This window comes from Oecophyllibacter saccharovorans (assembly GCF_006542375.1).
Classification (GTDB): Bacteria; Pseudomonadota; Alphaproteobacteria; order Acetobacterales; family Acetobacteraceae; genus Oecophyllibacter; species Oecophyllibacter saccharovorans.
In genome coordinates this window covers 459,172-485,162 of the sequence record NZ_CP038143.1, presented here as the reverse complement: position 1 = coordinate 485,162, position 25,991 = coordinate 459,172, and the positions used below count along the sequence as shown (strand labels likewise).

At 61.0% G+C, this 25,991-nt stretch carries 22 protein-coding genes; 9 read left to right on the top strand and 13 right to left on the bottom strand.

Annotated elements, in window-relative coordinates; all coding sequences use genetic code 11:
- The first annotated feature begins 101 nt into the window (after positions 1–101).
- The gene (locus E3E11_RS02120) at positions 102–1,886 is read left to right on the top strand and encodes a Do family serine endopeptidase (protein ID WP_231118960.1); all 1,785 of its coding nucleotides are present in this window, start codon (positions 102–104) and stop codon (positions 1,884–1,886) included.
- 26 nt (positions 1,887–1,912) lie between these two features.
- Here the strand turns inward: E3E11_RS02120 and E3E11_RS02115 are convergent, their stop codons facing one another.
- The 3 genes from E3E11_RS02115 to queG all read right to left on the bottom strand — a co-directional run bounded on the left by E3E11_RS02115 (position 1,913) and on the right by queG (position 4,403).
- A complete protein-coding gene (locus tag E3E11_RS02115) occupies positions 1,913–2,752 on the bottom strand; it encodes a TerB family tellurite resistance protein (RefSeq protein WP_141450974.1) in 840 nt (279 codons plus the stop codon).
- Positions 2,753–2,854: 102 nt separating this feature from the next.
- Positions 2,855–3,115, bottom strand: coding sequence for a ribbon-helix-helix domain-containing protein (locus E3E11_RS02110; RefSeq protein ID WP_141450973.1), 261 nt, complete (start codon positions 3,113–3,115; stop codon positions 2,855–2,857).
- A 76-nt stretch (positions 3,116–3,191) separates the two neighbouring features.
- The gene (queG, locus tag E3E11_RS02105) at positions 3,192–4,403 is read right to left on the bottom strand and encodes a tRNA epoxyqueuosine(34) reductase QueG (RefSeq protein ID WP_231118959.1); all 1,212 of its coding nucleotides are present in this window, start codon (positions 4,401–4,403) and stop codon (positions 3,192–3,194) included.
- Positions 4,404–4,411: 8 nt separating this feature from the next.
- Here queG and E3E11_RS02100 point away from each other — a divergent pair, with 8 nt between their 5' ends.
- Positions 4,412–6,121 (top strand): adenosine deaminase family protein, encoded by a 1,710-nt coding sequence (locus tag E3E11_RS02100; protein WP_231118958.1) that lies wholly within the window; start codon positions 4,412–4,414, stop codon positions 6,119–6,121.
- A 100-nt stretch (positions 6,122–6,221) separates the two neighbouring features.
- Complete coding sequence (locus E3E11_RS02095) at positions 6,222–7,298, top strand: purine-nucleoside phosphorylase (protein WP_195804975.1); 1,077 nt, start codon at positions 6,222–6,224, stop codon at positions 7,296–7,298.
- A 117-nt stretch (positions 7,299–7,415) separates the two neighbouring features.
- On the opposite strand, the gene E3E11_RS02090 is transcribed toward E3E11_RS02095, so the two are convergent.
- From E3E11_RS02090 to E3E11_RS02065, 6 genes are all read right to left on the bottom strand, one after another.
- Complete coding sequence (locus tag E3E11_RS02090; protein WP_141450972.1) at positions 7,416–8,348, bottom strand: hypothetical protein; 933 nt, start codon at positions 8,346–8,348, stop codon at positions 7,416–7,418.
- Positions 8,349–8,575: 227 nt separating this feature from the next.
- Entirely contained in the window at positions 8,576–8,845 is a 270-nt protein-coding gene (locus E3E11_RS02085) for a YMGG-like glycine zipper-containing protein (RefSeq protein WP_141450971.1), read from the bottom strand.
- Between the two features lie 377 nt (positions 8,846–9,222).
- Positions 9,223–10,437, bottom strand: coding sequence for a tRNA guanosine(34) transglycosylase Tgt (gene tgt / locus E3E11_RS02080; protein ID WP_141450970.1), 1,215 nt, complete (start codon positions 10,435–10,437; stop codon positions 9,223–9,225).
- The gene (gene queA / locus E3E11_RS02075; protein WP_141452056.1) at positions 10,434–11,489 is read right to left on the bottom strand and encodes a tRNA preQ1(34) S-adenosylmethionine ribosyltransferase-isomerase QueA; all 1,056 of its coding nucleotides are present in this window, start codon (positions 11,487–11,489) and stop codon (positions 10,434–10,436) included. Before queA ends, tgt begins: the two co-directional genes overlap by 4 nt.
- Before the next feature lie 171 nt (positions 11,490–11,660).
- Positions 11,661–12,263: an MlaC/ttg2D family ABC transporter substrate-binding protein gene (locus E3E11_RS02070; protein ID WP_231118956.1), complete on the bottom strand. Its 603-nt coding sequence runs from the start codon at positions 12,261–12,263 to the stop codon at positions 11,661–11,663.
- 257 nt (positions 12,264–12,520) lie between these two features.
- Positions 12,521–13,285, bottom strand: a complete 765-nt coding sequence (locus E3E11_RS02065) for an MlaA family lipoprotein (protein ID WP_141452054.1) — start codon at positions 13,283–13,285, stop codon at positions 12,521–12,523.
- A gap of 716 nt (positions 13,286–14,001) precedes the next feature.
- On the opposite strand from E3E11_RS02065, the gene E3E11_RS02060 reads away from it, so the two are divergent.
- Entirely contained in the window at positions 14,002–15,225 is a 1,224-nt protein-coding gene (locus E3E11_RS02060) for an aldose epimerase family protein (protein ID WP_141450969.1), read from the top strand.
- A 412-nt stretch (positions 15,226–15,637) separates the two neighbouring features.
- On the opposite strand, the gene cysE is transcribed toward E3E11_RS02060, so the two are convergent.
- The gene (gene cysE / locus E3E11_RS02055) at positions 15,638–16,405 is read right to left on the bottom strand and encodes a serine O-acetyltransferase (protein ID WP_141452053.1); all 768 of its coding nucleotides are present in this window, start codon (positions 16,403–16,405) and stop codon (positions 15,638–15,640) included.
- 93 nt (positions 16,406–16,498) lie between these two features.
- Positions 16,499–17,737: an FAD-dependent monooxygenase gene (locus E3E11_RS02050; protein ID WP_141450968.1), complete on the bottom strand. Its 1,239-nt coding sequence runs from the start codon at positions 17,735–17,737 to the stop codon at positions 16,499–16,501.
- Between the two features lie 195 nt (positions 17,738–17,932).
- Between E3E11_RS02050 and E3E11_RS02045 the strand changes: the two genes are divergently transcribed.
- From E3E11_RS02045 to E3E11_RS02035, 3 genes are all read left to right on the top strand, one after another.
- Positions 17,933–18,271 carry a P-II family nitrogen regulator gene (locus tag E3E11_RS02045; RefSeq protein WP_141450967.1) on the top strand — a complete coding sequence of 113 codons (339 nt, stop codon included), beginning with the start codon at positions 17,933–17,935 and terminating at the stop codon, positions 18,269–18,271.
- Between the two features lie 41 nt (positions 18,272–18,312).
- Entirely contained in the window at positions 18,313–19,587 is a 1,275-nt protein-coding gene (locus tag E3E11_RS02040) for an ammonium transporter (RefSeq protein ID WP_141450966.1), read from the top strand.
- A 227-nt stretch (positions 19,588–19,814) separates the two neighbouring features.
- Complete coding sequence (locus E3E11_RS02035) at positions 19,815–20,342, top strand: hypothetical protein (protein ID WP_141450965.1); 528 nt, start codon at positions 19,815–19,817, stop codon at positions 20,340–20,342.
- 146 nt (positions 20,343–20,488) lie between these two features.
- On the opposite strand, the gene E3E11_RS02030 is transcribed toward E3E11_RS02035, so the two are convergent.
- Both E3E11_RS02030 and E3E11_RS02025 read right to left on the bottom strand, forming a co-directional pair.
- A complete protein-coding gene (locus E3E11_RS02030; protein WP_141450964.1) occupies positions 20,489–21,052 on the bottom strand; it encodes a hypothetical protein in 564 nt (187 codons plus the stop codon).
- Entirely contained in the window at positions 21,049–22,083 is a 1,035-nt protein-coding gene (locus tag E3E11_RS02025) for a 4-(cytidine 5'-diphospho)-2-C-methyl-D-erythritol kinase (protein WP_407938682.1), read from the bottom strand. Before E3E11_RS02025 ends, E3E11_RS02030 begins: the two co-directional genes overlap by 4 nt.
- A 310-nt stretch (positions 22,084–22,393) precedes the next feature.
- Between E3E11_RS02025 and E3E11_RS02020 the strand changes: the two genes are divergently transcribed.
- On the top strand, positions 22,394–23,251 hold the full coding sequence (locus tag E3E11_RS02020; protein WP_141450962.1) for a uracil-DNA glycosylase: 858 nt from the start codon (positions 22,394–22,396) through the stop codon (positions 23,249–23,251).
- Positions 23,252–23,751: 500 nt separating this feature from the next.
- Complete coding sequence (locus tag E3E11_RS02015; protein WP_168189182.1) at positions 23,752–25,911, top strand: transglycosylase SLT domain-containing protein; 2,160 nt, start codon at positions 23,752–23,754, stop codon at positions 25,909–25,911.
- Positions 25,912–25,991: the final 80 nt, after the last annotated feature.

Here is a 25,991-nt window from a genome sequence, read left to right as displayed (position 1 = left end):
ATAAAATAATACCTGTGCAGTTCTGATTAGAGGGCAGGCTTTCGTCCGCAAGACGGCATGAGTGGATGACGCCTGCGGGAAACTGCGTTAGTTTCAGAAGTATGAAGCACGCGTTCTCCTCTACCCGTCCCTGTCCCCTGGTGCACCTGCGTGCCGGGTGTTCACCCCTGCGGCCAGCCCTGCTGGCCACGGTTCTGGTCAGTACAGTGTTCGCTGGGCTGGCAGGTTGGGGGGGAGTTGGAAATGCCCAGGCCAAGGACGGTTCTGCTGTCTTGCCTGGGAGTGCGCAACCCGGTCCGGTGCCGGAAGCCATGACCAGGGAAGCGGGAACTCTGCCGGGTTTCGCCGATCTGACGGCCCGCCTGCTGCCGGCAGTGGTGAATATCTCCATCTCAGGCGTGGTGCCTGTCGGTGAGGACGGGGCGCCTGAGGGTTCTGAAGGCGACAAGGACGGAAAAGGCAAGAGCGGCGAAGGCAAGCCCGACGGCAGAAAGCCTGGCGCTACCCCCCGCCGCGACAGCCCGCGAACACCGCCCGGCAAAGCCCCTGGCGGCCCATCAGGTAGAGGGCCGGACCAGGGCCCTGACCAAAGCACGCCCGGTGGCCCGCAGACGCCGCCTTTTCCGCATGGCTCGCCCCTGGATAAATTCTTTCATGATTACATGAAGCATAAGCCGGGTCGCGAAAAGCCGACGCGCCAGATCCAGGCTCTGGGTTCAGGCTTCATCATTGATCCGTCCGGAGTGATCGTCACCAACAATCACGTGATCGACAAGGCGGACGTGGTGACTGTTACGCTTTATGACGGCACGGAGCTCCCGGCCCGCATCGTCGGCCGTGACAGCAAGGTGGATCTGGCGGTGTTGCAGGTTACCCCTCACGCGCCTCTGCCGGCCGTCCCGCTGGGCCATAGCGACAAGGCCCGGATCGGCGACTGGGTTCTGGCCATCGGCAATCCGTTCGGGCTGAGCGGAACGGTGACGGCCGGGATTATCTCCTCGCGCCAGCGCCATGTGGAGCATGGGCTTTATGATGACTTCATCCAGACCGATGCCGCCATCAATCGCGGCAATTCAGGCGGCCCGCTTTTCAACCTGCGCGGCGAGGTGATCGGCATTAATACGCTGATCTATGGCGGTGCCGGCGGGGATTCCATCGGCATCGGCTTTGCCATTCCGTCTGATGACGCACGGGGGCTGATCGAGCAGCTGCGCCGGACCGGCCATGTCACGCGCGGCTGGCTGGGCGTGACGATCCAGGATGTCACGCACGGGATGGCTGAGGACCTGGACTTCAAGGCCCCTGATGGCCGCGCAGGGCAGGGCGCCATCCTGGCGAGTCTGGTGCCGCAGGGTCCGGCTGCCAAAGCCGGTCTGTCGGTTGGTGACATTCTGGTCCGGGTGAACGGTGAAGCGGTGACGGGCAAGACCCTGCCGCGCCTGGTGGCCGAACACCTGCCCGGCACGCAGATCACCGCTGAGGTCTGGCACAGGGGCACCATGAGAAGCGTGCCCCTGACCCTGGCGCGCTCTCCCGAGGAGACGGACCGTCTTCCCTCCGATACCCATCCTCCCGAGCATCCTGTCCGTAATCTGGAGGACCTGGGTCTGAAGGTCAGTGTCATCGGGCCGGATGAACGTACCCAGTACGGTCTGTCCGACAGCCAGCGCGGTGTTCTGGTGACGCGCGTTTATGACAATACGCCTGCTGCTCGCCGCGGTCTGGTGGAAGGCAATGTCATCACCCAGGTGGGTCTGGACAACGTCAACACCCCTGACGATCTGCTCAAGGCGCTTGAGCGTGCGCGCAATCTGCACAGAAGCGAAGTGCTGTTGCTCGTGCAGGATGGGCAGGGCCTGCGCTGGACACCTATCCCCCTGAAGTAGAAAGCGCTGGTGAGCAGGCAGGGGTTTCAGATGCCCCGGTCGCGCTTGATCTGGTCCCAGGCGGCATTGATGCGGGCGATGCGCTCCAGCGCGGCCTGGTGCTGGGTCGGGGTCAACCCTTGGCGGGCAGCGAGCACGTCCGGATGATGTTCGCGCACCAGGGCACGCCAGCGCAGGCGTACATCGGTATCGCTGGCTGAACGCGCGATGCCCAGCACCCGGTAGGCATCGGGGGCGTCCGGCGCGGAAGCGGCGCGCGCCTGGCCGCTTTCCGCCCGCTCCCAGGCGGCCTGGGAGAGGCCGAAGCCCTGGTGAACGCGACGGAGAAAAGCCATCTCCTGCGGATTCAGGGGCGCATGGGGGGGCAGGTCAGCGCGTGCAATGCGGAACAGGGCGCCCAGCAGGCTCTCCAGCGGTTCAGTTGAGACGCCCCGGTAGGCCTTGCCCATCTCATCGGCATACATCGCATAGTCATCAGTGCGTTCGCGTGCCCGGTCGAACATGAGCCCGACCTCCCGCTGGTGCTCAGGCGGAAAATGAAAGCATCCCTTGAAGGCATCGACTTCACGGCGTGTTACGGGCCCGTCGATCTTGGCCATCTTGGCACACAGGGCGATGACGCCCAGGCCGAAGAGCTGATCGCGCTTGCCAAGCAGGGAAGCGAGTTTGGCCGCGGTGAAAAAAGCCGCATTGTTGGGGTCCGGTGTGCCATGGGCGGTGAAGCGCTCACCCCAGGTACCGGAAATGGGGGTGAGAAGTTTCTTCTTGTCAGCCATGTGGCCCAGTGTCAGCCCCAGCAGCCCGCCGACGGGTCCGCCTGTTGCCAGACCTGCCACGCCACCGAAGATCTTGCCCCATACTGCCATCAGCGGTCTCCTCCTGCCTGCATTGCCGTATTGCCTGACAGCCTGCCCCTGTAATCCGGGCTGGCAGAGTAGCAGAGACACAGGTAACTGCCCATGAAGATTTCAGCTCAGCTGTTCAGAGGGCAGCTGCTGGGCACGAAGGTGGCGCAGGGCTGCCAGACGCAGCAGCGAGGAAAGTGGTTGGGTGGGCAGGCGCTGGCGATCCAGAGAGGTGACCAGGGCAGCCAGCGCCTGCTGCTGGTGCTGGGCCATCTCTTCAAGCACCGCCCAGAATTCCGGCTCCAGGGCGATGGACGTGCGGTGGCCTGACAGGCTGATGCTTCTCTTGCGCAGGCCTGAGGGCGTGGTGGGCAGGGAATTCATGGGAGAAGAGTTTGCCCGAGATTTCCTGGGCTGGAAATCCTCGGCCCGTAAAAGCCGGCGGCCTAAAACTGCGGGTTCAGACTGCTCTCAGCCGTCCGGCGGCCCAGCGGGCGCACTCTGCCACTGTTGCGTCCGGATCCCGGCAAAGCCGTTCGGCTTCAGGGCGCAGAGCGGGTAGCCCAGAGTTGCCGATGGCAATGAGAACGTTGCGGATGAAGCGGTTCCGGCCGATCCGCTTGACAGGCGAGCCCGAGAACATGCGCCGGAAGCCCGCGTCGTCCAGCCGGGCCAGATCAGCCAGCAGGGGGGCTTCACGGTCTGGGCGTGACTGGAGCTTTGCAGTCTGGCCCGGTGGCGCGAAACGGTTCCAGGGACATACGGCCACGCAGTCGTCGCAGCCATAGATGCGGTTGCCCATCAGGGGACGCAGTTCCAGGGGGATCGGCCCTTCATGTTCGATGGTGAGATAGGAGATGCAGCGCCGCGCATCCATGCCGCCGCCTTCCAGAAAAGCGTCGGTCGGGCATGAAACCAGGCAGCGCGTGCAGCTGCCGCAGCGACCAGGGGCTGTTGTCGGAGCCGATTTCCGGCAGGGGCGCGAGCTGCCTGGTTGTTCAGGTTGTGGGGAGAGAGGGGCGCGGAGGCGTTCGAGAGAGAGGGTGGTGTAGATTTCACCCAGAAACAGCCAGGAGCCATAACGGCGTGAGACCACGCAACCGTGTTTCCCGCGCCAGCCAAGCCCGGCTGCAACCGCCAGGTCCCGTTCGGCCACAGGTGCGGTATCAACGAAGACTTTGACCTGCGTGCCTTCCCCGCCGAGTTTTACCACTTGCTGCGCAAGGTGCTTGAGCATGCCTTTCATCACGTCATGATAGTCGCGGTTGCGGGCATAGACGGAGATATTGCCGCATTCCGGGCGCGCCAGAGTGGTAAAAGCGATGTCGGGACTTGGCGGGGCGTAAGATAGCCCCAGGGAGATGACGCTCTGCACCTCCGGCCACAGAGCAGCAGGCTGGGCGCGTTGGGTGATCCGCTCTTCCATCCAGTGCATGGTGCCGTGGCGGTTTTCAGCCACGAAGGCCCGTAACCCCTGTTCGACTTCAGGCGGCAGCACAGCCGCGGTGATCCCGGCCGTGTCGAAGCCGAGCGCACGGGCCTGGTGGAGAATACGGCTTTCGAGCGTGTTTTTTTTCTCTGTCACGATGCAGCGGAGGGAGTGAAGCGGGGAAGGGACTGCAATTTCCGGCAGTTCGCCCAGCTTGCCAGAAAGAGCGCTGCAAAGCATCATGGTGTATCATGCCGTCAGAAATTTATTGCAGAAGCCACCTCGGACGCTTTTCCCCCTTCCGGCTGGCCCGCCTGTTTTCAGGTGCGGTTCAGGTGCGGGTGATGGCCTGTGCAGTAATGGTCCTGTCTTTCAGTCATGGGGTAGCCGACGCCGCGCCTTCCCTTCCCGACAGGTCGGCGCAGGTCAGTCAGGTCTTCGAGAATCTCAGAAATGATCCGGTGCGCCTGCAGATGTTTCTGCGGCAGTTTCCCAAGGGTGCGGACCTGCACAATCATCTCGTCGGGGCCGTTTATGCAGAAAGCCTCCTGCGCTGGGCCGGTGAAGAGGGGCTGTGCGTTTCAGTCAGCGCGGGCACGGTTTTGCCAGGTTCTTGCGATGTGGGGCGTGAAGGGCAGGAGAAGGCGACTGCCTTGCCGCAGGATCCCGTAGCCTGGAACCTGATGGTCGATGCCCTTTCGATGCGCGACTTCGTCCCCGGTGTCAGTGACCGTTCCGGGCATGATCATTTCTTCGGCACGTTCGACCGTTTTCTGCCGCTTCAGCTTACCCGGCAGGGCGACATGCTCGCCGAAGCGCGCCAGCATGCGGCTGATGACCATGTCCATTATGTGGAACTGATGATTTCCCCAGCCCTGGGGGCGATGATTGCCAGCGGGCATCCCCTGGGCCTGAAGGACAGCGGGGATCTGCCGACTGCTCACGCGGCACTGGCACCCCGTCTGCCGGCCCTGGTCGCCCAGGCCCGGGCTGAAGTGGACCGGATGGAAGAGCGGGCGCGCCAGCTGCTTCACTGCCCGCCTGCTGGTGTTTCCGGCTCTTCGCAGAGTGGCGGGATTCCACCGGCCTGCCGGGTGCAGGTGCGTTATCTGTTCCAGAGCGTGCGGACATTGCCGGCCGCGGAAGTCTTTGCCCAGCTTGAAGCAGGCTATGCGCTCGTCAGGGCAGATCCGCGTTTTGTCGGCCTCAATATCGTGGCCCCGGAAGACAATCCCGTTGCCGTGCGTGACTACGGGCTGCAGATGGCGATGTTTCATTTTCTGAACGGCGTTATGCCAGGGGTGGCCCTTTCCCTGCATGCCGGTGAACTGACACCGGCCCTCGTACCTCCTGCAGCGTTGCAGTCGCATGTCTGGCAGGCCATCGAGACAGCCGGGGCGCAGCGCATCGGCCACGGGGTGGACGTACGCTGGGAAAAGGATCCGGCCGGACTGCTGGCCTTGATGCGCCGCAAACACGTGCTGGTGGAAATCAATCTGACCAGCAATCAGGAAATCCTCGGTGTCAGCGGGGATCAACACCCTTTCCGACTGTATCGCCAGGCCGGGGTTCCACTGGCGCTGTCCACGGATGATGAAGGTATTTCACGCGGTTCCCTGACCCAGGAATATCAGAAAGCCGTCGATTGGTTCGGACTGCGCTATCCGGACCTGGTTTCCCTGTCACGCACAGGGTTGGAATATGCCTTTCTGCCTGGCCAGAGCCTGTGGCAGGACCGTCAGCCAGGTCACTTCGTTCCTGTGTGTCGGCAGGCGGTAGTGGGGCACGAGCTGCCTCAGCCTTGCCAGGCGCTGCTGAAGAGCAGTGCCAAAGCGCGAGCCCAATGGCAGCTGGAGGAAGATCTGGCGGCTTTTGAAGAGCGTGCTGCAAGAGAGCCGCTCTTCAATCCTGGCCCGCCAGCTCAGCTCACTGGTGGCGGTGTGCGGGCCAGGCAGCCCTGACCCTCTTCCAACAAGGTAGGTTTTCGTGTCGCGTATTTCGTTCCAACAGAGTTTGCGTCGTCAAGGATACATCCGGAAGCCTTTGGGGATCCTGGCTGCTCTGGGGAGTCTGGCGGGTTTCTGGCTTCACTTGCCGGTCCCGGCTCTGGCGCAGTCTCCTGCCGCGGTCCGGGCACCGATTCCGGTGCGTGTCGTGGTGGTGACCACGTTTGAGCTCGGGGCGGATACGGGGGATCTGCCCGGGGAATTCCAGAACTGGGTGGAACGGTTCCCCTTGCCCCAGAAGATCCCGGCGCCTGCCACTTATCATGAGGTTCTGCGCTATAATCCGGAACTGCATGTGTTGGGGATGGTCAGCGGCGAAGGCCCAACGCGGATGGCAGCAGCCATGACTTCGCTCATTCTCGATCCGCGTTTCGACCTGTCGCATGCTTATTTCATCCTGGCCGGCATTGCCGGGATCAACCCTCATGCCGGAACTGTGGGATCGGCAGCCTGGGCGCGCTACGTGGTGAATGGCGGGGCTGCGCATTTCATTGATCCACGCCAGATTCCTCCTGACTGGCCAGATGGGTTCACGCCTGTGCAGGGTGACCGGCCTTATCAGCAACCGCGCCCGCCCGTGCATTCCATTGCAGCCGACATGGCCTATGCGTTGCGTCCCTCCCTGGTGCAGTGGGCTTACCGCCTGACCCGCAACACGCCCTTGCCTGACAGCCCGGCTCTGAAAAAACAGCGCCAGCGTTATGCTGGTTTTCCAAGGGCCCAGGAAAAGCCGGAAGTCATGTTGGGAGATACGATTTCAGGCGAGACGTTCTGGGTCGGTTCCCTCATGAATGGCTGGGCAGAACGCTGGGTTGCGTATTGGACGGGTGGAGCGGCGCGGATGGTGACGACTGCTGAAGAGGATATCGCTCTTTGCCAGGTCCTGCATCAGCAGGGCGGTCTGCAGGCGGGGGCGCGCGTGGATCCGAAACGACTGCTTATCCTCCGCACAGCCAGTAATTTCGACATGCCGCCCCAGGGTGTATCGGCTGCTTCCATGTTGGCTGAGGAAAGTCATGAAGAAGGCATGAGTGGCCTGAAAGCCTCGACAACAGCGGCTTATGATGTGGCAAGCCCGGTCGTGCGGGAGCTTGCCACGTACTGGGCGCATTATGAAAAAACCGTGCCCTGAATATTTGCAGGCTTGGATATAATAGAAAACCCGGTTCCTGCAGGAACCGGGTTTTCTGGGATCTGTCCCGGAGCCGTTCAGTTGATGGAACGGCTCCGGATCGCTGCCAAAACAGGATTACTGCGCGTTGTTCGGCTGCAGCACAACCGCGAGACGGCTGTGGGTGTGGGTGTTGTAAGGCAGCGGATAGATGGAAGCCATGCCCTTGGGGGCAATGAACTCACGGTCCATCGTGTTGGCTGTCTTGACCGGCAGCACGACGGTCATGCCTTCATGCTCGATCTTGTCGAACCGGACCGGGGAGACGTTGATGGCCTGCATGTGGCCGCCGATCTGGTTATTGGGCATTTCGTCATTGGTGATGTCGATATGCAGGCTCGTGCCGTAATTGGCCAGCGTGCCACCGATCACGCGATGACGGTCATCGCGGGGAATATCGGCAGTTTGCAGCAGGGCCGTGCAGACGGGCGAAGACAGGGTGATTCCGTTGACAACCAGGGGCTGACCATTGGCCTGGCAGCCGCCGATGATGCCCTGACCGATGAAGATGTCACGGTTCAGGTTGCCGGCCGCGCTGACGAAGGGAATGCGCTGAACGAAAACGATGTCTGCCACCATGTGGCCGTTCCAGGAAGTCACGATGCCTGAAGGCGGCACGACTGCCAGGGTGGCTTTGGGGAGCGCTTGGGCCAGATAGGTGCTCAGCTGCTGGAAACCGGCACCTTTGGGAGCCTTGTCGAGCACGTTCTGAACGTCGTCCTCACCGCCGGGCAGGGTGACCAGAGCGACCTGGAAGGTCAGCGTCTGCGGCCGGTCAGCGCGAGCGGCAAGCTGGGCGCCGCGGGCGTTCAGGGCAGAGGTGGCCTGATCCTGCGCGGAGACGGACTGGTTGAGACCGCTCAGCGCCTGGCCGGCGGCCTGCGAAACCATGATGGGCCCCTGGGGCTGTGACTGGGCGGAAGCCGGGGCCACGTTGACGAGAGCGGCACAGGCGAGCGCGCTCATGCCAAGCAGGGCGCCTTTACCGATGAAGGAATGTGCAGAGGACATATGTTTTCTCCTATTCAAGCGACTGTCACGCATCTGGTTGTCATGGGCAAGGCCTGGACATGTCAGCCCTGCATGGCTGCTTTCCGGTCCTGACAGAACTGCCAGGAAGGCAGAAAGCTAAACGGGGAGAGGAGAGCGGAAACGGGATCTCCAAAAGAACCGGTCTTGAAACAGCCGCAACATGACAGTGGCTGAAAGTTGGGATCAAGCTGGAACCGAGAAGAGCCTCAGTTGCTGATGTTGGAGGTGCCGGGCGCAGTCAGCCAGCCCACAGCGCCGCCGGCTGCCAGGCCGGAAAGGGCACCGATGGCGGCACCTGTACCACCGCCTGCAATATCACCGATGGCCGCACCGGCGGCACCGGTAAGCAGAGCGCCTCCCAATGCGCGATCGGTGGGATTGTCGATCTCCTGCTGGGTGCAGGCACCCAGTCCCAGAAGCGCCAGTGTCGCACCGGCTGTGACAACGCGAAAGCTACGACGTGTCTTGGGAGTCATGAACGTTCCTCGCTGATAAGTCAAAAAGAACTGGCGGGTTTCCGTTTCTTCAGTGTGGGAAGAAACGTTGAAAAAGTAAAGTGATATCTGAACAGGACGCCACTGGGTTTCTTTGTGAAATGAAACAGAGCTGGGCGATCAGATGCCTGTACAGAATATGGGCTATTTGATGACAAGTGATCGAGGTGGAAAAGGATTTACAATTTCTGAGGCTGGAAGGGGGTTTTATTTACAGATCTCAGGTTTCGTTGCTTGATCTCAGGGGATTAATCTGGAGGGGCAGGCGCGACAGGTAAAGGGTTTTTCACCTGATTGCCCCCCAGGAAGCGCGGGGCAGTTAATCTAGTCCTGAGATGGTCGAAGGCAGCTTCAGCTGTTCAGCTATAGTGGGGAAAGGGCCATTCCTCAGGGTTCCAGTCGCCCTGTGCCCAGCCGGCGCGCAACTGGACAGCCAGGGCTTCAAGGGTGCCATTCATGATGGCGGCACGGATGCGGCGCATCAGGCGCTGGTAATAAGCCAGGTTGTGCCAGGTGAGCAGCATCGGCCCCAGCATCTCATTGGCGCGGAAAAGATGGTGCAGATAGGCGCGAGACGTGCGGGCGAGAGGCCCGTCCTCATGAGGGGTCAGGGGGCGCGTATCCTCGGCAAACCGGGCATTGCGCAGGTTGAGAGGGCCACGGTCGGTATAGGCGCGGGCCGTCCGCCCGGCGCGTGAGGGCATGACGCAGTCGAACATGTCACATCCGCGCATGACAGAGCCCAGGAGGTCATCGGGGGTGCCCACACCCATCAGGTACCGGGGCTTGTCCTGGGGCAGCAGGGGCGTGGTGAAATCGAGGGTGGAAAACATGAGTTCCTGCCCTTCTCCCACCGCCAGGCCGCCGATGGCATAGCCTTCGAACCCGATTTCGGTCAGCGCTTTGACAGAGCGGGCGCGCAAATCCTGTTCCGTTCCGCCCTGGACGATGCCGAACTGCCCGTAGCCCGGGCGCGGAGTAAAGGCCTCGCGCGAGCGGGCAGCCCAGCGCATGGAGCGTTCCATGGACTCCTCCAGCCGTTCCTTGGTGGCCGGCAGGGCCGGGCACTCATCGAAAGCCATGGAGATCGTCGCATCCAGCTTGAACTGGATGTCCGTGGAAATCTCAGGCGTCAGGCGGTGGGAACTGCCGTCAATGTGGGAGCGGAAAGTAACGCCGTCCTCATCCATTTTGCGCAACGGTCCCAGAGACATGACCTGAAAGCCGCCGGAATCCGTCAGAATCGGTCCGGGCCAGTCCATCATTCTGTGCAGTCCGCCCAGTTTCTGCACACGGTCCGCACCCGGGCGCAGCATGAGGTGATAGGTATTGCCCAGAACGACACCAGCCCCCGTCGCGCGCACGGCGTCAGCTGTCATTCCCTTGACGGTGCCGACAGTGCCGACAGGCATGAAGGTCGGTGTGGGGACGCGCCCGTGGCGGGTATGCAGCCACCCGGCCCGTGCCTGGCTGCACCGGCCTTCCTCCTGCCAGTAGAGCCGGTCGCTCGGGGTAAGGTCCGGCCTGGGGAGAGCCTGGTCCTGGGAAAGAAGTCCGTCGTGCTGCTGGGTCATGGCTGGCGTTCTAGCAGGCAGGCATCGCCATAGGAATAGAATCTCATCCTGTCGGTGATGGCCTGGTGATAGGCTGTCTGCATGTTGGTGGTGCCCGCAAAGGCGCAGACGAGCATGAAAAGGGTTGAACGTGGCAGGTGAAAATTGGTCATCAGCACATCAACCGCCCGGAATCTGTAGCCCGGCCGGATGAAGATGGACGTCTCACCCCGCCAGGGATGGATAAGACCGTTTTCATCAGCGGCACTTTCCAGAAGGCGCAGACTGGTCGTGCCCACGGCCACGATGCGTCCGCCCTGAGCGCGGGTGGTGTTGATGGCCTGTGCGGTTGCCTCGTCGATATGCCCCCATTCCGCATGCATGCGGTGCTCGGCCAGGCTGGAGCGGACCGGCAGAAACGTGCCCGCACCGACATGCAGGGTCACGGTACGCTGCGCGATGCCGCGTTGCGCCAGAGCCTCAAGCAGATCAGGCGTGAAGTGGAGCCCGGCTGTCGGTGCGGCCACCGCGCCCCGGTAGCGCGAAAAGATTGTGCGGTAGTCGCGCTCGTCCTGGGCGGTGGGGCCTTGCGGGCGGGCGATGTAAGGAGGCAGCGCCAGAACGCCGCAGCGTTCAAGAAAGGCGTCGAAAGGTGCGCCTTCCACTGAAAAGCGCAGCTCGGCAGCGCCTGCGCCCTCATTGGCCACCACTTCAGCCGTGACACAATCAGTGCCGAATGTCAGCAGGTCACCTGCGCGGAGTTTGCGGGCATTACGGGCAAGGACATGCCAGGTGCCTCCCGGAAGCGGGCGATCCAGCGTGATGCCGATTCTGGCCTGGCCCCGCATTGCTTCCAGCTTTGCGTGAATGACTTCCGTATTATTGGCCACCAGCAGGTCGCCCGGGCGGAGAAGGGTGGGAAGATCAGCAATCCGGTGAGTATTCAGTACCGCCTGACTGGCAGAAGTCGGACGGACATGTAGCAAACGCGCGCTTTCGCGGGGTCGGGCCGGGTGTGTGGCAATACGGCTTTCAGGCAGGTGAAAGTCGTAAGGCGCCATATCGTCCACGATCTTGCCGGGCGCGGCTGAGAGGGCATCTGTCATGAAAGGCTTTTAAGGAAAGTTCTGATAGCCGGGAAAAGGATTGTGCCCGGCCATCAGACCTGTCGTCTCGACTTTTGGCAGTGTCTGTCTGTAAGGGGGGCGCAGATCAGGGCGTGAGCCGTGGCAGGAGACGTGATTTCAGGGGCCCATATTGCGCATGACCTGCTGATGCAGTGCATCAAGCAGGGCCTGCACATTTCCGTTGTGGCGGGCCATGAAAGCCAGGTAATCGCTGCGCTGGGTCAGGCGCATGCTGGCCCCTTCACCGTAAAGATCGATGATTTTGGGCGGGTGGCCGTCAACCACCACGGTCATCATGACATTCGGCTGGTTCTTGCGGCTGATCTCCACAGATACCTTGTCACCGACCGGGCTGGGAACGCTCTCGGTGATCCGGAGGCTGATGTTCTGGTAATTGCCGATCTGCGCCATCACGCCGTGTACGAGAACGTGGTCGAACAGTTTCAGATAGGTTGCCTGCTGCTCAGGGGTTGCCATGCGCCAGTAACGGCCCAGGCAGTAGCGCCCGATGGCCGGAATGTCGACATTGGCCTTGAGCAGGGGCAGGATCTCCTGCCGTTTGCGCTGCAGGGACTGACCGGAATTGAGGATCTGCGAGATCTTGTCGCCGAAGGAGGCCACAAAATCCGTCGCGGGGCTGGCAAGGACCAAGCCAGGCAGCAAAGACAGAACGCCGGCGGCTCCCAGAACGGCGCGGCGTGAAAAGCTGCGGAGTATCATAATGGGAATCTCCCTGTTAGGTCCGGACTTCTGAGCGACAGGCAGGACGGTTGAATGATAGGGGCGCATGGGGAGTTGGTACAATCGGTTACCACCCTGCATGCAGCCAAAGTCTTGAGACGAAAAGTCATGTCCGGACAAGGATATCAGATATGTATCCATTCATCCATATTTTGCCGCGCTCAGCCTGATTACCGTCAGCTTGATCGCCGTTGCGGGGGCGGCAGCAGGCTTCCCGCTGTGCCTCAGTATCTGTCTCAGTACCAGTCCGGTACCGTGCGTCGGTTGTCGTCCTTGAGTTTCTGCACCTCGTTCTGGCGATTCTGCTGCCAGGCGCTGCGGAGATAGGCGTAAGGATCAAGGCTCTGCTGCTCGATGGCATCGAGCTGGTCGGTGCTGTCGGCAAAGACATTCATGGTGCCCAGGATGTTGTAACCCCAGTCAAAGCTGAGCAGTCCGTAACCGCGCGGCACGTAGTTGATGGGGGTCAGGCCCTGGCTGACGGCGTACCCGACCATGTCACGAAAACTGCTCGGACCGATGAAGGGCAGGAAGAGATAAGGCCCGCTTTTGATCCCCCAGGTTCCGAATACCATGCCCGGATCCGTGCTGTGCTGCTTGTAGCCGACCAGCCCGGCCACATCGAAGAATCCGGCAACCCCCGCTGTCATGTTGATGAGAAAGCGCATGAAGGAATCGCCGGCACGGCGCGGCTTGCCTGCGCCTACATCCGAGAAGAAGACGGCTGGCTGCCGCCAGGTCTCGTTCAGCGTGGCGATGGACTGCCGGATAGGATGGGGAACGTAATTCTTCCAGGCCTTGCCCATGGGGCGCAGGGCGAAATGGTAAGCCCACATGTTGATGTCGTACATCTTGCGGTTCAGGGGCTCATAGGGGTCATTGGCCAATTTATAGTCGGCCAGCGCATCGGGATCTTTCGGAACAGGGGCGCGGATAGATTTGCAGGCGTCAAGGCTCAGAAGCACGACACAGCCTAGCAGGGCACGGATGATCGGGACCATACTCAGAACGGAACGGCGACGCTGCGTCGGCGTGGCGCGTGAGGTCAGGGCTTTTCGGGCGCTCGTTTGCATCATCGCTCTTTTCTGCACTGTCAGGGTAGTGGTTGTGCCGTCATTCATCTGCCCGGAGCCCATGCGCTGTCCTTAAATCCCGCCACGAAATTTTCAGTCCCTTTCTCCAGCCCCCTTTTCTTCAGACCTCTGCCTGTGTCGCCCTGTTGTCTGGCGCCTGTTTCATCGCAGCGCTGGGGCAGAGGTTGCAGGGCGGAAAACGGGCGCATGGTTTAGGGGACAGGAAACCTGCCTGGCGCGTGAAAGTAGAATGAAACCTCCTTGACTGCCTACCCCTCTTTCCGGCGTGAAAAGGGGGTAAGGGGAAAACGTGTCGTTTGTGCCACGTTTCTTTCCCGGTCTTTTCCGGTCGGGCTGTGGGGTCTGATCTGTGGGGCTGGAGGGTGGAAAGGGCGCTCTCTGATAAAGCAAGTCCCAAATCAGGAAACTCAGATGTGAAGTCAGGACGGGTTGTCAGAAACGTTCAGTTGCTTCCCTTATTATAGAGGCAAGCTGAAGAAGCATCAGGCTGCTTCCGTGCATCTTCTGGCGCCCGTACTCTGCCGTTCCGTCCATGATTGACTTAAAGAGACGTGTTTCCGGCAGGGAAAGTGAAGTCCGGACTGCAACAGGCCGGGCCACTTATCGCAGGAACGAGGAAATCTATGTCCAGTATATCGAACACGCTGCCCGCCCGTCGTCTCTTATCCCCCCTTCTGTCCCGCAAGGGCCGTCATGTGGCGGGGCTGCTTTGCGCCAGTGCGTTGAGCCTGGCAGTAGTCGGCGGCAGTGCCATGGCTGCTCCTGAGCCCACAGTGACCGTGACGGATTGGGGCAAGATGCCTGACGGACAGACCGTCCAGATGATCACCCTGCATAATGATCACGGGGTGACGGCGCGTATTCTCACCTACGGGGCCACGATCCAGTCAGTGGATACGCCTGACCGGGCCGGCAAGGAGCAGGACATCGCACTCGGTTTCCCGAACCTGCAGGATTATCTCAAATACAATGACGATGCCTTTTTCGGCGCGGTTCTTGGCCGTGTCGCCAACCGCATTGCAGGCGGCAGCTTCCAGCTGGAAGGCAAGACCTATCACCTGCCGACCAACCAGGCGCCCAATACGCTGCATGGCGGCCCGGTTTCCTTCAAGGACAAGCTGTGGACCATCGCCGGCGTAGGCCATGACGCGAATGGCGCCTGGGTGACGCTGCGACTTGTCAGCCCAGATGGCGACCAGGGATTTCCGGGTGAGCTGACGACGCTGGCAACCTACAAGCTCAACAACGATGACGACCTGTCCCTGAATTTCAAGGCGACCACCAATGCGCCGACGATCGTCAACCTGGCCACACATAATTACTGGAACCTCAACGGTGAGGGCTCGGGCAGCGATGAACCGGAAATCCTGCAGATCTTTGCCAACCGTTACATCCCGACCAATGATCTTTCCATTCCGACCGGAAAACTGGCCCCTGTGGAAGGAACGCCGTTTGATTTCCGCCAGCCCCACAGGGTAGGCGAACGCCTGCGCAGTCCTGATCCGCAGATGTCAGTGCCGCGCGGTTATGATAAATGCTGGGTGATCGACGGTCCTTACGGCAACGGCCACAAGGTGCGTCTGGCCGCCAAGCTGATTGACCCGCGTTCCGGCCGCGTCATGGAAGTGCTGACCAACCTGCCAGGCATGCAGTTCTACACCACCAATAATATTCTGGGTAACTATGTCGGCCCTTCCGGTCGCACCTATCGCCAGACCGATGCGCTGGCGTTTGAGCCGGAATTTTTCCCTGACAGCCCCAATCAGCCTGCTTTTCCCAGCATTGAGCTGAAGCCGGGCCAGACCTACGATTTTACCACCGTGTTCCATTTCTCAACCGAGAAGTGAGCCGGAGGAAACAGGGCTGAAACAAGGTTCCGGTCGCTTCCAGGCGCGTGAAAGGACCGGAGTTCAGCTTGCTCTGCAGAAGCCGGGATAAAGAGGCAGGTGCCTTTCAGGAGGGCCTGCCTTTTTTATGGCCTGGCTTCAGGAAACAGATTTCCCAGCAACCGGTTATCCCATTCTGTCCACATCTTCTTCCCCTGCACAGCTCGGCCTTTCTCCCGCGCTGTAAGTTGGGCAGGCATATGCCTGCAAGGCAGGGAAAAGCTCTTTTCCCGTTATTTGAGATCCCCACAGCGCGACTCCTTGAGGCACAAGGAGTCCGGAGATTCATCCACTTTTGTCCACAGGCTCATGCACAGGATCATACCCGGCGTTATCCCCTTTTCTGGGGATAACCGGACCGGCCGGTGTTGCTTCAGGTCTGTTTGGCCCCGGGTGTGTCAACCCGGACAATTCGGGCAGGATTTCCAACGGCTGTGGCGTAAGGGGGAATGTTCTCCAGCACGACTGCGCCAGCTCCGATCCGCGCCTGAGTTCCGATTTCAATATTGCCCAGCACAATGGCGCCTGCACCGAGCAGGCTTCCCTGCCGCACGGTCGGATGGCGGTCCCCTCCTGTTTTGCCCGTACCCCCCAGCGTGACATTCTGAAAAAGGATGACGTCGTTTTCCACAATTGCGGTTTCCCCGATGACGATGCCGGTCCCGTGATCGACTGTCAGGCCCCAACCCAGCTGGGCCGCCGGATGAATATCAACGGCGAATTTCTCGTTCACCCGGCTCTGCAGGTGATAAGCCAGAGGCCTGCGTCCCTGCAGCCAGAGCTGGTGGGCGATGCGGTAGGCCTGCACTGCCTGCCAGCCTTTGAAGAACAGAAACGGTGTAACGAGATCAGGGCAGGCCGGATCACGTTCATGCGTAGCCAGAATGTCGGCTGCCGCCGCCGCTGCTATTTCAGGCGCCTCTTCCAGCACGTGGGTGATCAGGCCCTTGAGTGCCACTTCCGAAAGGGCGCGGTCCTTGAGCTTTGTGGCCAGCAGGGAGGAGAGGGCAGAGGCGAAATCCTTGTGGTCACAGATATTGACAGCGTACAGGTCGCGGATGAGAGGATCATTGCAGCAACTGGCTTCCGCGCGGAAGTCGTGCCAAAAGCCCGTCAGTGCTCCATGATATCTGCTGTCCATGAGAGGGGTGAAGCGGGGTTCAGGCAAAGCGGCCCTGCGCTTTTCCTCATGGGCATGAGGGGTGCCGGCTGGCTGCTGCATACAGAAAAGACCTTAAAGCCCCATGGCCTGCTGCACGAAGCTGCGTCGCAGCCCGGGCAGGCGCTCCAACGCTTTGAGGCCCAGCTGGCGGGCACCGCGCAGGAAAGGATTATGGGTGCTGAACAGGTGCTCCATCCCGTTGCAGGCCAGAAGCATGGCAAAGTTGCCGGGGCGGGTGGAGTGCTGGTAACGCGCCAGAAGTGCGGGCGCGCCGAGGTCCACCCTGGCTGTCCCGCTGCCTTCATTCCAGGCTTCTTCCAGCAGGGCTGCGAGCGTGCGTACATCCCGGAAACCCAGATTCATGCCCTGTCCGGCCACAGGGTGGAGACCGTGCGCCGCATCACCGATCAGGGCCAGGCGCGGGGCGGTATAGCGCAAGGCGTATTGTGAGGCCAGCGGATACAGCCAACGCTGCCCGGTCAGTGTTATCTTGCCCAGGTCCTCGCCGCCCAGACGTTCTTCCACCAGGCGCGCGAAGACGTCAGCCGGCATATCGTGAAAATGCTTTATGCGCTGCGGCGTGTCGGTCCAGACAATGGCTGAGCGGTGGGGATGACGGTCACTTGCCGGCAGAGGCAGCCTTGCAAAAGGCCCCTGAGGCAGAAAGTTTTCCAACGCGCTGCCATGATGGGGCTTTTCATGGGCCATTGCCGCCACGAGCGCATGTTTGTGAAAAGGCGTGACCTGAACACCGATACCAGCCTGCTGCCGCAGGGCGGAGCGGCGCCCGTCTGCCGCGACAACCAGCGAAGCACTGGCTTTTTCGCCTGAGCTCAGGGTGATGTCGACCCGGTCCTCCCGGAAGTCAAAACTGCCGGTTTCGGGCGCGCGCACGTCAAGCTCAGGGTGGCTGGAAACCGTACGAGCGATGGCCGCCAGAAGGTCATAGGCCTCCACCATCCACCCGAAAGGCCGTTGCTCAGGGGCGTCCTCGGGCTGGAAGGTAAGGCCGTCTGAGGCTATCTGGCGCCTGCTGGCTCGCGGGAGGGGTCCCTGGCCGTCAAGGACGTGAATGGCCCGGATGGCTTCGGCGGGACGTGGCAGCTGGGCCCAGATACCCGCCTGCTCAAGCAGGGGAATGACCCCTTCCGCCAGCGCATAGGCGCGTCCGTCCAGGGAGGAGAGAGGCTCTGTCACGAATGGATTGCGTTCCAGCAGCAGCACGCGTCTGCCCTGGCGGGCTACAAGACCGGCCAGGGTACTGCCGATGGGGCCGCCGCCATTGATGCACAGATCGTAATGCTTGCTCATCAGCTTGCTCTCCGGGCCAGGGGCTTCTGTTCCTACCGTGTGGATGCTGGAAAGGAAAGGGGAGCTGGGCGGGAAAGAAGCTGGTCCTTTCGTTGCGGTTATGATACGAAAGAGGTGGGTATCGGGTGCTGCAGGCAAGGAAATCTGTTGTGAATTCGCGGCAGCTGTCAGCGCAACCGGCGGAATGGAAAAGTCATGAAACTCATCACTGCCATCATCAAACCTTTCAGGTTGGAAAACGTGCGCGAAGCCCTGGTTGAGGCCGGCTTCCCTGCGCTTACGGCCAGTGATGTGCGGGGCTTCGGCCATCAGAAAGGCCAGACGGAGATCTACCGGGGGGCGGAATATCACGTGAATTTTGTCGCCAAGACCCGGATTGACCTCGCCGTGGCCGATGAACGGGTGGACGAGGCGGTCGAGGTGATCGTTCAGGCGGCCCGCACTGGCAAGATCGGCGATGGCAAGGTTTTCGTCTCCCCTCTGGAAAGGGTGGTTCGCATCCGCACGGGAGAAAGCGGGGACATCGCTCTGTAAGTCATCCGCTCAAGTCATCCGCTGCAGGGGAGGGACCAGAGATGAAAGTGGACGGCGGCAATACCGCCTGGATGCTGATCAGCGCAGCGCTGGTCCTGATGATGACCATTCCCGGAATCGGCCTGTTTTATGCCGGCATGGTACGGCGCAAAAATGTCCTGTCCACGCTGGCGCAATCCTTTGTGATCTGTTGCCTGGTTTCGCTGGCCTGGATGCTGCTGGGCTACAGCCTGGCTTTCACCAATGGCACACCCTGGTTGGGCGGGCTGGAACGTCTCGGATTGCGGGGCGTGGCAGATAATTTCCTGCTGGGCCCGCAAGGTGCGGACAGGGCGTTCGTTTTGGGTGCCGGGTTGCCCGATGCTGTCCCCACCACCCTGCCTGAAAGTGTGTATCTGCTTTTTCAGATGGGTTTTGCCGTTATCGCACCGGCCATCATCACCGGCGCGGTGGCGGGTCGGGTGCGCTTTGCCGGGCTGTGTGTGTTTTCAGTCCTGTGGTCGCTGCTGGTCTATGCGCCGCTCGCCCATTGGGTCTGGAGCCCTGGCGGCTGGCTGGCCAGGCTGGGCGCGCTGGATTACGCCGGCGGCACGGTGGTGCATGTCAATGCCGGCATTGCCGGTTTGGTCTGTGCCATCATGCTCGGCCGGCGCCGCGGCATCGGTCAGGAGGATATGTCACCCTGGAATCTAGTCTATGCCCTGATCGGTGTCGCTTTGCTCTGGATTGGCTGGTTCGGCTTCAATGCCGGCTCAGCCCTGGCGGCGGACAGTCGGGCCGGTATGGCCATGCTGGTCACCCAACTGGCGGCTGCAGCAGGCGGATGCGCCTGGATGGGCGTGGAGTGGTGCCTGCTTGGCAAGCCCACGGCTCTGGGCATCGTCTCAGGGGCGTTGGCCGGTCTGGTGGGCATCACGCCGGCTGCCGGCTTCGTGTTGCCCTGGGCGGCCCTGCCGATCGGGGGATGTGCGGCGCTGGGCTGTTTTTTCTGTGTGACGCGTCTCAAGCACTGGTTGAAATATGATGATACTCTGGATGCCTTCGGCATTCACGGTATCGGCGGCATCATCGGGGCCTTGCTGACCGGTGTGCTGGCCTGGGGGCCCCTTTCAGCTACTGCAATCACGCCCGGCATCAGCGGCAGCCTGTCTTTGCTGGGCAGACAGGCAGAGGCGGTGGCGGTGACCGTGCTGTGGTCGGCTGTCATGACAGCCTTGCTGGTCTGGGGGGTTGATCGGCTGGTGGGTATGCGGGTCAGTGAAGATGAAGAACAGGAAGGGCTCGATCTGACACAGCACGGTGAACGCCTGAACTGAGGGAAGCGCGCTGGCAGGATTCAACTGGCCTGCAGTAAAGTGTCGCGGTAAAATCATGGTGATGGCGCAGGCAATTGAATGACGGAAGAGCTGAATTCAATACACGTCAGAATATTTGTATAATTATTTTAGGGTGCTAATTTTCACCTTGTTTTAATGTTTTGGATTTCAACGCTTTGGGGGTTCGCATGAGCATGAAAAAGACGATGAACAGGAAGCCCGCCGGAATGACAGTTCTTGCAGCCGGTCTGGGGCTGGCGCTGGGAACGGCGCTGCCGGGTAACGCGGCTCATGCTGCAGCAGCCGGTGCGGTGTCAGCCCGGCAATGTCACCAGGCTTTTCAGGCCGCCAAAAAAGACGGCAGCCTGAATGGCCAGACCTACGCTGCCTTCAAGGCGGCCAAGTGCCAGACGGCTGATGTGGGCGCTGCGACCCCTGCTGGTTCTGGGGCGGCTGCTTCCGGTAGCGTGCCTGCCGGGGCTGTGCCGGAGGCTAAGACGTCTGAAAATTCCGATATGGTGAAGCCGAGCGCAGCTGCAGCCGTGACCACGACCAGCGCGGCGGGCGTGGTCTTTCCGCAGGCGATTGCACCGGAGTTTTCCAAACTTACTCCGGGTAAGGCTCGCCTCCAGACCTGTGCTGCCCAGTACCGTGCCAACAAGCCCAAGGGCGCCAATGGCCAGCTGAAATGGATCCAGAAGGGCGGCGGTTACTGGTCGCAGTGCAATGCCCATCTGAAGGCTGCAACGCCTTAAGTTATATAACTTGAAGTTATATAACTTGCGCTCAGCGCCCTGCCTCCTAAGGCGTTCGGGCCTGTATCTGCCAGTGCTTCAAGCGCTGGCAGATTTTTTCTGGCCGGTTCCCTTTTTCTCTTTTGGTCTTCAGGAGATCCTTGAAGTCAGGGTAGCATGTGAAGCAGCTGAACCTGGCTTTGCGGGGAAGCTGGGGCCAGAAAAACCGTGTGGGTACCCAGCTTGAGAGCCAGGCGCCCGGAGGGTTGAGCTTTCAGATCTGCCTGAAGCAACGCTGCAAGCCTTTCCGATTGTTCGGGGCCGCTATGAGCCAGGACAAAACCGGAACGACAGACAACCCCTTCCAGAACCAAAGCCTGCGGGTCACTCTGCAGAACGGGGGGTTGGCTGTTCCAGCTGCCCAGCATCATGCTGTGCCCTGTTAGGTTATTGCCGCAGGGGAAATAAGCATTGCTGACCGCAACGGCCACGAAGAGTTTTGCCTGGCCGGGCCCTACAAGACGTTTCTGAAAGACAACCGCGCTCGGACCGAAGCTTTCATCCAGCTCTTCTACTGGGTGGCCGTCTGCCACAAAGGTCTGAAACTGGCTCTGGACAGGCAGGGGGCCGAAAACCGATTGGGCGGAGGCAGGCCCAGCTGAGAGAAAAACTGTCCCGGCCAGGAAGCCGGCCATGACTAGTGAAATGAAAGGCTTGAGCGGGCTTGTCATGCTTGTGGTCCTGTCTTGTGCGGCAAAGATGTCATGCCGCCTGCCCAGTGCCACCATGAGGCGGCTTGCGGGTGGCTGGCAAGGGCTGTGCGTGCGCGTTGCGCTGCCTGCGGGGATTCGAGCAGGGCAAAACACGTCGCCCCCGAGCCGCTCATCCGGGCAAGTCTTATTTCGGGAAGTTGGCGCAAGATCGTCAGAACGTCCTGTATGACGGGGGCCTGGGCAATAGCAGGGCCTTCGAGATCATTGGTGGTATGAGTCTGCAGCCATCCGGCCAGCTCCTCCACGCTCTGCCAGCCTTGAGAGGGAAGAACCAAAGGCGCGCGGGCAGCTGGCCCTCCGCCAGCCGCAAGGGCTTTGAAGATTGCCGGCGTGGCAACTGCGACTCCGGGGTTGACCAGCAGCATGCCCATTGCAGGAGGCAGTGCAGGTGCCGCGCTGAGCTGCTCGCCAATGCCTTCCATGCGGGCCGGCCGCTGCAGAAGGCACACAGGCACGTCTGCTCCCAGAAGGGGGCCCACCTGTACCTGCAGCTCAGGTTTCAGATCCCAGCAGGCTGTCAGAAGGCGCAGGGCGGCAGCGGCATCAGCAGAGCCGCCGCCGATGCCGGAAGCGACAGGCAGATCCTTTTCAAGGCGAAAGGCAATCGGGGCCAGGTTGTCTGGAAGTTCTCCTGTCTGCCCGGCGGCTTCAGCCAGGAAGCGCGCCGCTTTGAGGATCAGATTGTCGTTTCCGGCAACAGCTTTGCCTTCGTTGAGCAGTTTCCTGCCGAACTGCCCATCCAGATGCAGGGTGAAAGGGGGCTGGTCAGAGGGGATGTTTCGGGGGCCAGACGCCTCTGGAGGCGGAAGGGTTTCCAGGAAGAGACGGTCGCAGGCGTCTGTAAAGACGGCAAGACTGTCGAGAAGATGATAGCCGTCAGCACGTCGGCCAGTGACGTGAAGGTAGAGATTGATCTTGGCACAGGCACGCTCCATTCTGGGAGGCGTGCTTGGTGACGGTAAAGGACTTGTCGGCGTTTCAGGGTCCATGAAGGAGAGATTCCGTAGGGCAGGAAGTGGAGAGAGGCAGACTCTGACGAAAGGTCCGTGCCTGATCATTTGATTGGCGCTTCCGCTCAATTTGCGCAGCTTAATGGATCCTGCCGATCGTGGAAATTTTTACGTGCCGAAGAGGACATGGAGAGGCCATAAGGCGTTCCCTGTTCTCAGGTCAGGTCAGGTCAGGTCAGGTCAGGTCAGGTTCAGGTAAGGAGCCGGCTTCCTGAAAAGCCGGTCGGCAGACACGCAGACACAATGCCTGAAGTGTGAAAAGGCGCAGAAGGAGGAAAACACTGCAGTCATGAGCCGGGTCACGCCTCAATCTACCGACCAGGAGACGCCGCTTGCTGCACAGAGCACGGAGACGTTGCTGGCTGCCTTGCGCCTGCAGCAGGAATGGGGTGCGGAAGCGCTGATTGAAGACCAGCCCTGGGCGGTCATTTCGGCAAAAGCCCCTCCTGTCCAGTCTCTTCACGCAGCCCGCACGCCTGCGTCTGTCAGCACGCCTGCGCCTGTAAGCCCACAGCCCTCTCAGGAGATATCTGCAGCCAAGGATTTGGAAGAAGCAGGCGAGGCAGATGTGCTGGGGGCAGGCAGTTTCGAGGAGCTGGCAGCGCGTTCAGGCCAGGTGGCTGGATTGTCGCTGGCCCGAACCGCCATGCATCATCTGCATCCGGTCCAGGTGCCGCAGGCCCCCTTCATGCTGATCGGCGAAGTGCCGAATGCGGATGAAGATCGGTCAGGACAGCTTTTCGCCGGAGAAGCGGGCATCCTGTTGAGACAGGTCCTGGCGTCGATCGGTTTGAGTGCCGGGCAGCTGAGCATGGCGCCCGCTATTCCCTGGCGCCCACCTGGGGGAAGACCGCTTTCTGCAGGTGAACGCCAGGCGGCTTTACCGATTCTGCAACGCAGCATCGCCCTCTGTCGTCCTGCTTTTCTGGTAACGATGGGTGCTACCGCTGCAGCCATGCTGCTGGGGACGGAAAAACGACTGGCCCAGCTGCGAGGACAATGGGTTGAAGTCACTGTGCCGGGTCTTGACACGCCCTTGCCGCTGCTACCGACCCTCCATCCCCTGCAGCTGGCCGGCGGGCCGGCGCCCCGTAGAGCACTCTGGAAGGATATGCTGGCCCTGCGCCGCAAGCTGGCCGGCGGGTGAGGGATACGCTCCCAGAACCAGAGTGTTCAGAAGTACATTCAATCAATGTATTTAATGCATTTTAAGTGCATTGATTAATTTAACATGTATTTCAGAAAAAACATTCTACGCTCTGGCAGATGACAAGAAAAGAAGAATGAAATTAAGGAAGTGGTTCCAATAAAGCCGCGAAAAAAGAATAACCAGGAGGAGAAAATATTTCGCTGATCCATTAGGGGTTTAGGCGGATTTCAGAGAGTTTTCCAGACAAAGAACCAGACAAAGAAGGAGCTTCTTTCCCATCTTTAAAAATTATTGAATTTACAAATGGAATAGAACGCCATTAACTTAAAAATGTTATGCGAAGGATACTTGCGTCGGTACCTGTTGTGTCGGTCCGGACCGCAATGGTCAGTGCCGCGCTTCTGGCAGGTGCCTCAACAAGCCTTACACTTTGTCTCGCCTATCCAGCGCTTGCGCATAGGGAGCCCACTGCCACGCCGCCGGAAGTTGCTTCGTTGGTGCCCCCTTTGCACGCCTCCCAGGCTGGAGGGGGAGGCGCGGAAGGGCAGCTGACCAGTTTCGCGCCTTACCGGTCGGGCCAGGGTGTGGCCCCCGCTTTCCCGCAACCGCTCTCCCCTTCCGCAGTGAACCGTTACAGAGAGATTTTCCGTGTCCTGCGGGAAGGGAATGCACGCAAAGCCGTGAAACTGGCAGCCGCTTTGGGCGCGTCGGAGACCGAAGCTGATTCAGTCGTGCTGCCTGATCTGCTGGCTGAGCTGTATCTGCACACGGATGCTGATCCTTCCGTAGCCGAGCTGCGCGCCTGGCTGCATGCCTATCCCCATGCGCCTGATGCACCTGCCATCCGGGCGCTGCTGGAAAAACGCGCCCCGCATCTGGCCAGAACACTGCCGGCAGTGCGGGCGCATATTCTCCTGCCCGGTGCGCGCACGCCGGCGCCAGCGGCCGCTCGGACAGGCGCTTCCCAGCCGCCAGCGGCGCTTCCCTTCAGGTCATCCTACGGAGGGCTGGTGCGCAATCCTCTGTTGGACCGGACGGTTTCTGAGTGGAGCAGTTCAGGGATCACTGGTGCTGAAAACGCGTTGCGTCTGATTGATGCCACGCCCGGCATGACGAATCCTTACGCAGCCCAGCTTTATGGGGAGATCGCCTTGTCGCTGCTCAGCCAGGGGCAGGTTCATGATGCGTTTCGCATCGGCATGCGCGGTATGAAACGGGGGGAGCAGAAATACGGATTCCCCGCTTTCATAGCGGGTCTGGCGGCATGGAAAACTGGCAAGACTGACAATGCGCACGCGTTGTTTGCGCAGGCGGCCGATGCGCCGGTGCTTGAGCCCGGGGTGCGGGCAGGCGCTGCTTTCTGGGCGGCGCGTGCGGCGCGCAACCGTCATGTGCGCCTGGTCTGGCTCAAGCGTGCAGCTGCCCGGAAGGGAAATGTCTCAGCAGACGCCTCTTTATCTGATGCCAGCGGTGTGGAAGCGGGGGACGGGAAGGCCTTTTATGCTCTTCTGGCCCGGCATTGGCTGGCCACAGAAACTGAAAAATCACCCACTCAGAAGTTTTCGAACCGCTTGCGGTTGTTCCGGCAGCGTTTGATCGGTTTCTTCAGAGCTCACAGCTCCAAGTCTGCCAGACCTTCCGGGCGCGGCCGCATGATGGGGGAAATCGACCTTGCAGCCGTTTCGACCCTGTCGGAAGGACAGCATTTCTTCGCCTTGCTGCAGCTGGGGGAACAGGGACGTGCTGAAGCGCTGGTGCGGCGTATGTGGCCGGACATCCGCAATGATCCGATGCGGGCCCGCTCGCTTGCAGTGGTGACGCGGACAGCAGGCATGAGCGGTCTGGCTGCCCAGATGGAAGCGGCGCTGGACCGGCTGCATCCAGTGCAGGAGCCGGTTTCCTCCCAGCCCCAGAAATCCGCTTCTAACACATCCGCTTCCAACACAGCAGAGGATGTTGGAAGACGTGAAGGGCCGTCTCTCGTCTCTGCCCAGCTCAAGCCGCAACACGGTTTCCGTCTGGATCCGGCTCTGGTTTACGGCGTCGTGCGCATGGAATCGAATTTTGACACCCAGGCCCAGTCCTCGGCCGGCGCGCGGGGCCTTATGCAGATCCGCCCGCAGACGGCCAGTTTCATCGTGGCCAGTCGCATTACTTATGATCAGCATGGCCAACCCGTCATTCCGGTGGTGCCCGGCATCGAAAAACGCCTGACCGAGCCGGCTTACAACCTGGAAGTCGGGCAGCTTTACCTGCTGTATCTTGCGGGGGCGACAGGCGTGGAATTCGCTCCTGCGGAAAGCGTGCCGGGCGGAAGCCTGCCGAAAACCGCCCAGTTGCGCTCACTGCCGCCTAACAGCAGCCTGGTTGCGAACAAACCGGTGGAAGGGGATCTGCTGCACGTGCTGGCTTCCTACAATGCAGGGCCCGGCGCCATCCTGCACTGGGAAGCCCGTCAGGATGCGATCATGGATCCGCTCTACTTCATGGAAGTGCTCCCCAATGATGAAACGCGCCATTACGTGCACGGCGTGCTGAGCGCCACCTGGCGCTATGCTCAGGAAATGGGGCTCGATACCCCCTCCCTGTCCGCGCTGAGCCAGGGCCGCTGGCCCAGTGTCGGAGCTGAACGCCAGCTGGGGAACACACCCAGCTGAACCGGCTGAGGCGTGCAGCCCTGCACAGGATGCGTGGCTGCCTTGGGCGGAAACCAGCCCTCCCTTGCTTGCCCGAAAAG